Genomic DNA, 6,629 nt, shown 5'->3' on the forward strand with positions numbered 1-6,629 from the left:
TATGGCGATCAACGTCGATCAGCTGCTGGCCAAGGTCCCCACGGGACTGCTCATCGCCGGTGAATGGAGGGACGCCTCGGACGGCGGGACCTTCGACGTCGAGAACCCCGCCACCGGCGAGGTCATCGCGACCCTGGCCTCGGCCACCCGCGAGGACGCCGCCGCGGCCCTGGACGCCGCGTGCGCGGTGCAGAAGGACTGGGCCGGGACCAGCGCCCGGGAGCGCTCGAACATCCTGCGCCGCGCCTTCGACCTGATCCAGGAGCGCGCCGAGGAGTTCGCGACCCTGATGACCCTGGAGATGGGCAAGCCGCTGGCCGAGTCCCGCGGCGAGGTCACCTACGGCTCGGAGTTCCTGCGCTGGTTCTCCGAGGAGGCCGTGCGCGACTACGGCCGCTCGGCCCCCACCCCGGAGGGCAACCTGCGGATGCTCACGGTGCGCAAGCCGGTGGGCCCGTGCCTGCTGATCACCCCCTGGAACTTCCCGCTGGCCATGGGCACCCGCAAGGTCGCCCCCGCGGTGGCCGCCGGCTGCACCATGGTGCTCAAGCCGGCCCGGCTGACCCCGCTGACCAGCCAGTACCTCGCCCAGACCCTGATCGACGCCGGCCTGCCCGCGGGCGTGCTCAACGTCGTCTCCTCGGCCTCCGCAGGCGACGTCTCGGAGCCGATCCTGGCCGACGCGCGCCTGCGCAAGGTCTCCTTCACCGGCTCGACCCCGGTGGGCAGGCAGCTGATGAAGCAGGCCGCGGACAACGTCCTGCGCACCTCGATGGAGCTCGGCGGCAACGCCCCGTTCCTGGTCTTCGAGGACGCCGACCTCGACGACGCCGTGGCCGGGGCCATGGGCGCGAAGATGCGCAACATGGGCGAGGCCTGCACCGCGGCCAACCGCTTCCTGGTCCACGAGTCGGTGGCGGAGGAGTTCGCGAGCAAGTTCGCCGCCAAGATGGAGGAGCTGAGCACCGGCAACGGCCTCGAGGAGGGCACCACCTGCGGCCCGCTGATCGAGGCCAAGGCGCGCAAGACCGTGGCCGAGCTGGTCGAGGACGCCGTGTCCCGCGGGGCGCGGGCGCTGACCGGGGCCGAGGCGGTGGAGGGCGCGGGGTACTTCTACCGGCCCACCGTGCTGGTCGACGTCCCGGCCGACGCCCGGGTGGTCACCGAGGAGATCTTCGGGCCGGTCGCCCCGATCGTGACCTTCTCCACCGAGGAGGAGGCCTTCGAGCTGGCCAACGCGACCGAGTACGGCCTGGCCTCCTACGCCTACACCCAGGACCCCTCCCGGATGTTCCGCCTCTCGGATCACCTGGAGTACGGCCTGATGGGCTTCAACGCCGGGGTGATCTCGAATGCGGCGGCGCCGTTCGGCGGCGTCAAGCAGTCGGGCCTGGGCCGCGAGGGCGGCGCCGAGGGCCTGGCGGAGTACACCACCGTGCAGTACATCGGCATCAAAGACCCCTACGCCGGACGCTGACCCGGTGGGCTGCTCTGGCGAGCCGGGCAGTCGAGCAGCCCACCCGATCCAGTCCTGTCATCTCAGGATCCTAAGTCGATACCCTCGTAAGGATATGAGAAGGGCATCAGCCAAGGGAGGTCAGGGACAGGGACCGCCCGACCACGACTATATGAGGTCATGAGTCGATAGGTTTGTCCCCACTCTTACGCCGATCACGCAGTCGCTGCAGACGAGCCGGCCCTTGGAAAACCTCACTGAGCACTTCACTCATCAGAGCCAAGACTTCTTCTGCATCAACTCTTTCGGGAATTTCATCGATGTCCCCATGAGCCATGTCATTTCCGAAATATCTCACTTCGTGGGCCTGTTCGGCAATCGCTGGGCGAATTAGCTGCTCTTCACGCATTTTGTCGATTTTGGCTGATAGGGTTCCCGATTTGATGCCTTTATTCTTTGCTGTCGCCTCTATGACGGTTCTTGCCATCAGGATGGCCGACATGTAATTCCCAATGCTACTACCCTTGTAGGCTTCACTGGCAGCGCGCGCGATTGAACTCGGGACATCCTCAATGACCGGAGCTTCCGTCGCAAGAGGAAGCCAGGACAGAGAATCGGAGATCTTCGCGATACCGGCAGTGACGTGATGCATGTCAGTGGTCGCAGCATTTCGACCAGAAAGTGACCGGCCGCGACCTTCAGCGACGAGTATCCTGCCACAATTGTCGCACGTTGCCGCAAAACGCAAACGTGAATCGCTATCGAATATGAGGCCCCATTTTGGGGTCATATGACTGAATTTCGAGCAGTAAGGACAGAGTGTGGATGCCATGACTCTATTCATACCCCATCCTCACCCCTCACGGGGTGACGCCAGGTTGGTCTCATGTCAAAAATCAGCGTCAAGTCCCTAGAAGGCTGCACCATAGCGCTTGACTGGTTCACCGCCAAGGCTTACCCAGCTGCGCAGCAGAGAAATGATCCGCGAGGGTGCCCCCCCCAATGGACGGTCGACAGCACGCCGGGGGGGTGTGAGAATCTACTCCATCGACGAGGCCTTCCTGACCGTGCGGACCCGCCGGCCGCGCGAGCTCGCGCAGCAGATCAAGGACGACATCGCCCGCCTAGATCGGCCTGCCGGTCTGCGTCGGTGTCGCCACGACGAAACTCCGCGCGAAGCTGGCGAACCGGTGCGCGAAGAAGCTCGACGCCTTCGACGGGATCTGCGTGTGGGAGCGGATCCCGGAGCCCGCGCGCGAGCAACTGACATCCGACTTACCGGCCACCGAGATCTGGGGCATCGCGCACCGGATGGGCAAGCACCTGGCCGGCCAGAACATCCACACCATCGCGGATCTGGCGGCCGCGGACCCGGTGCGGATCCGCGCGGAGTTCAACGTCGTGATGATGCAGATCGTGCTCGAGCCCCAAGGCACCCCGGCCATCGTCCTCGAGGACGCGCGGTTACTGAAGGACCAACTGATCTTCTCCCGGTCCTTCTCGGCCCCGGTGACCGATGAACGCACGATGCACCAGGTGCTCAGCCTCTACGCGCAGCAGGCAGCAGTCCGCCTGGAGAAGCACGACAAGACCGCGCGGGTGCTCACGGCCTTCGCCGGCACCAGCGCGCACGCCAACAGCTCCGATGGCAGCTTCTACCCGTCGGTGACGGTGCGACTCCCCCAACCCACCGATGACCCGATCCGACTCACCCGCGCGGCGACCGCGCTACTGGAGCGGACCGACTTCGAGCTCGGTGCACGGTTCGTCCGCGCCGGAGTGATGCTGACCGATCTCGCGGCCGCCGGCGCTCAGGATGCCTTCGAGGTCTTCGAGGACGGCCCGCGCGGGGAGCACCTGGTCGACGTCGTGGCCGGCATCAACCGCAAGGTCGGCTGGCACGCCGTCAGGCTGGCGGTGCTGCCGGGGTGGTCGATGCGCCGGGAGATGCTCTCGCCCGGGGAGCGACGCACTGGGGTGAGCTTCTGATTGCGCACCTCTGAACCTTCTCGGCAGTCCTGACGCGCGCTTCTGCCGACTGGGAAGCAAAAGACCCAGATCGGGTGCGCTGTTGTAGCTGGCAGCCCGCCGGCGATCTGGGTCCTTGCTAACCGACTACGCGCCCTGGATGGGCTCTAACTCCGCTCTTGAGTTTTCAACATGGGGCGATCTCGTCATCATCTACGGTGACCGTGGCCTCTCCACCGAAAAATACCCCCGACCACTGGAAGTGCACTTGTGCTTGACTCAAGAACGGCGACTCCACAACGACACCAGTCGCTCCCTTAGGCACGGGATCACGGAAGAATCCACCAAGCTCGCGTGTAGGCATAACTTTCTGGCCTTTGCTGAATGAACTCATCTCATCTCCTTAGGTTCTAGCTGGCCTTCTGCGCAGCGTGGTAGGCATCCTGGATCGACTTGTAGATCCGCCCTCGATCGGAAATCTCGTAGCCGTTCTCCTTGGCCCAAGCACGGATCTGAGCGGTTTCCTTGTTGCGCTGCTGGCCCCCTCCCGCGGTTCGACCGGCGCCGCGCCGGTTCTGGGTGGTGACCTTCTGCGCAGCTGAAGTGTACGGGCGGATGGCCTCGCGCAGCTGTTTCGCGTTCTCGGTGGAAAGATCGATCTCGAACTGGCCGCCGTCGAGTGCGAAGCGTACGGTTTCGCCTGCGGTGCCACCGTCGAGGTCATCTTCGAGGATGATCTTGACTTTCTGGGCCATGAGTTACCTCCAGTTGATTGCATGGTATTTATTTCATGCTAGAGGATTTCGGGACTGACTGACGGATTTCCCGTTCCAGGCGAAGAGCTGGTGAGTCGGATCTTGAAAGGGGTACTCACTATGGACTTCGCTGTTATCGCGCTGCTGTTTGGAAGCGTCCTTGTTATCGGGGCTGTGATGATCGGGCTGCGTCCAGCCGGTCGTCGAGTGCTCGCACTGGGGGACGAAGGACCGCCGGTTCGTCGTGACGTTCTTGAGCGCTGGTGCCGTGCTGGCGGGAGCAGTGAGCGTTTCCCTGGTTCAGGCTGGACTGAACGCCGTGGGCTGGTGTCCGATTGGGCCAGGATTCTTGGGGTGCTGTTGTTCGACATCGGGGTTCTGGCGGGCTGCGCGATGGCGTTGTGGGAGCTCGCTCGGTGCGAACAGCCAGGAGAGGGGCTGCGGCGGCAAGGGAGGCGGTTCGTGAGCACATCGCCGACAAGGCGTAATTTCCTTCAGCTCAGTCCGCGCGAGAGGACTCCTGCCAACACAGAGTCCTTCTGCGGAAATTATATCCTCCCTTTCATTTTAGGCGGGGGTTAGAGGAAGAGCGACGGAATCTGCGGTATATCGTTGGAATATCCATACCACAGAAATGCGATGAGGCATCCCATAGAGACTAGGAAGAGGACCCATCCGGTAGGCAATAGAATATGCCCGCCCTCGTAGCGATGCGCGAGGGGGTAGTTCTTATTGTTGTATCCGATGCGGATACAGAGATAGCTTGCTATGCCGATAAGAGTTGGAACCAATATCAGTAGACCATAAGGGAAAATGAACATAGTTTTTTCCTTGGATTGACTGGATAAGACCGAAATACATTAGGGCTCCAGCAGGTATAGTGAGCCCGATGATGCCCATGACTTGCGGGCGTGGGTGGTACAGTGCGGGCCCCTGCTGTTGTCGGGCGAGTCACGGGGAGGTTCTTCCTCGTTGCCGTCATCGGCAGGTCTGCGCGGGAACCAGATGGGGCCGATAGCGAGGAAGGCGCCGACGAAGATTAGTAGGAAGAAAAGTACGTTCATGATTGTGGGGTTCATGTGATTTCTCCAGGTCTTAGACTATGGATGGCTACATGGCGGATTCTGCAAGTTGTTTCAGCGCCCCAATGAGGAGCGGAAATACCAGGAGGTAGACAAGTGGGCTGATCGAGATCATGATGATCGCGGTGAGGTTTCGTCGAAACGACATGCTCTCGATTAGTCCTTTTCGCCGCGCTGTAACCAGCTGGTCCCCTCGGCGTATGCCGACGAACAGGGCGGGCAGGAAACTCACTATGGTGATGATCCCGAGCACAGCGAGAACGAGGTCGAACAGAAAAGTGATCGCGGTACTCATATCTAGAAGAGTCCAGTGAAGAGCTCGCGGACGGGGTCGTTGCCGATGACCATCATCCCCGAGCCGATCCAGGCGAGGGCGATGTAAGCGAGGTTGAGGTTGGTGCGGGCGCGCGGGTCGTTTTCGTGTCCGGGCTGGATATCGACGACGGGTCGGCTGTGGCTGGTGCGCATGGTGTGCTCCATTTCCGAGTGGATTGGGCAGGGCGGGGTGGCGCGAGGTGATAGCTCATCGAGGTAGACCGCTCCCCTGCGGGGTCAGGCGTCTAGAGGCTGCAGAGAGCTTCTGACAAGGGGGGTACGGTGATGAGCGACTCGCGCGTCACATTCGGTGACAGAGTGGAAGCGCCGGCGCAGGGTCGATACGTTAAGAATCGACTTTGAGGTGTCGTGCCGGCAGTGACCATGGGGCAGGGCTTTTAATCCGTGGGTCGTGGGTTCGAGCCCCACGGGGCGCACCGATGAGGATCCCGTTCCGGCCGTGGCTGGGGCGGGATTTTCTGCGTTCCCTGTCGGGATCTCAACAGGCGCTGATGCGGCAGGGCCCAACTCCTGCCGGGGCAGCGACGTCGTTGACGGCGGCGTAGGCCTGCGTCGTGGAGATGTCCGCGTGGTCGAGCAACTATTGACTGCTCGCAGGTCGCGCAGCCTGGCGTAGGCGGGAGTGGCGAACCAATGACGCAGCTGGTGGGAGGTGTACACCGACCCTCGCAGCTTGGAGAGTCGCCGTCCGATGTAGTCGGAGTGCCGGTTGCCGGTGTGCGTCGGTGTGGGAATGACGAAAGTCCGCGCGAAGCTGGGTCATCGGTGCGCGAAGAAGCACGATGTGTTTAGCCGTCGAGGCAACTCCTCATTCAACATCGGATTCAGCCCTGATGCTTCTTGCTCGACAACCGGGGACTGGGGCCGGCACCATCGCCATCGGTATCGTTTCCGAGCCCTCGGCTACCGCTCGACGAGGATCCCGTCGTCGTCCGCATAGACCATCGCGCCGGGCCGGAAGGTCGTGTCGGCGAAGGTCAGCACGACGTCGCGCTCCCCCGATCCGGCCTTCCCGCTGCGGCGGGGATTGCT

9 protein-coding genes are annotated in these 6,629 nt (G+C 62.8%); 2 read left to right on the forward strand and 7 right to left on the reverse strand.

The window, feature by feature from the left end; genetic code table 11:
• Position 1 precedes the first annotated feature (1 nt).
• Positions 2–1,477, forward strand: coding sequence for an NAD-dependent succinate-semialdehyde dehydrogenase (locus tag NBM05_RS14895; RefSeq protein ID WP_254169058.1), 1,476 nt, complete (start codon positions 2–4; stop codon positions 1,475–1,477).
• A gap of 157 nt (positions 1,478–1,634) precedes the next feature.
• Here the strand turns inward: NBM05_RS14895 and NBM05_RS14900 are convergent, their stop codons facing one another.
• Both NBM05_RS14900 and NBM05_RS14905 read right to left on the reverse strand, forming a co-directional pair.
• On the reverse strand, positions 1,635–2,288 hold the full coding sequence (locus NBM05_RS14900; protein ID WP_254169060.1) for a DUF4145 domain-containing protein: 654 nt from the start codon (positions 2,286–2,288) through the stop codon (positions 1,635–1,637).
• 292 nt (positions 2,289–2,580) lie between these two features.
• On the reverse strand, positions 2,581–2,757 hold the full coding sequence (locus NBM05_RS14905; protein WP_254169062.1) for a hypothetical protein: 177 nt from the start codon (positions 2,755–2,757) through the stop codon (positions 2,581–2,583).
• Positions 2,758–2,767: 10 nt separating this feature from the next.
• On the opposite strand from NBM05_RS14905, the gene NBM05_RS14910 reads away from it, so the two are divergent.
• On the forward strand, positions 2,768–3,445 hold the full coding sequence (locus NBM05_RS14910; RefSeq protein ID WP_254169064.1) for a DinB/UmuC family translesion DNA polymerase: 678 nt from the start codon (positions 2,768–2,770) through the stop codon (positions 3,443–3,445).
• 166 nt (positions 3,446–3,611) lie between these two features.
• Here the strand turns inward: NBM05_RS14910 and NBM05_RS14915 are convergent, their stop codons facing one another.
• The 5 genes from NBM05_RS14915 to NBM05_RS14935 form a co-directional block, all read right to left on the reverse strand.
• Entirely contained in the window at positions 3,612–3,818 is a 207-nt protein-coding gene (locus NBM05_RS14915) for a hypothetical protein (protein ID WP_254169066.1), read from the reverse strand.
• Between the two features lie 16 nt (positions 3,819–3,834).
• Positions 3,835–4,179, reverse strand: a complete 345-nt coding sequence (locus tag NBM05_RS14920) for a histone-like nucleoid-structuring protein Lsr2 (RefSeq protein WP_254169068.1) — start codon at positions 4,177–4,179, stop codon at positions 3,835–3,837.
• Positions 4,180–5,289: 1,110 nt separating this feature from the next.
• Positions 5,290–5,556 carry a hypothetical protein gene (locus NBM05_RS14925; RefSeq protein ID WP_254169070.1) on the reverse strand — a complete coding sequence of 89 codons (267 nt, stop codon included), beginning with the start codon at positions 5,554–5,556 and terminating at the stop codon, positions 5,290–5,292.
• 2 nt (positions 5,557–5,558) lie between these two features.
• Positions 5,559–5,729 carry a hypothetical protein gene (locus tag NBM05_RS14930; RefSeq protein ID WP_254169072.1) on the reverse strand — a complete coding sequence of 57 codons (171 nt, stop codon included), beginning with the start codon at positions 5,727–5,729 and terminating at the stop codon, positions 5,559–5,561.
• A 771-nt stretch (positions 5,730–6,500) separates the two neighbouring features.
• The coding region (locus NBM05_RS14935; protein ID WP_507237318.1) for an RraA family protein at positions 6,501–6,629 on the reverse strand (129 nt) is incomplete at its 5' end.

Source organism: Rothia santali, assembly GCF_024199905.1.
Lineage (GTDB): Bacteria > Actinomycetota > Actinomycetes > Actinomycetales > Micrococcaceae > Rothia > Rothia santali.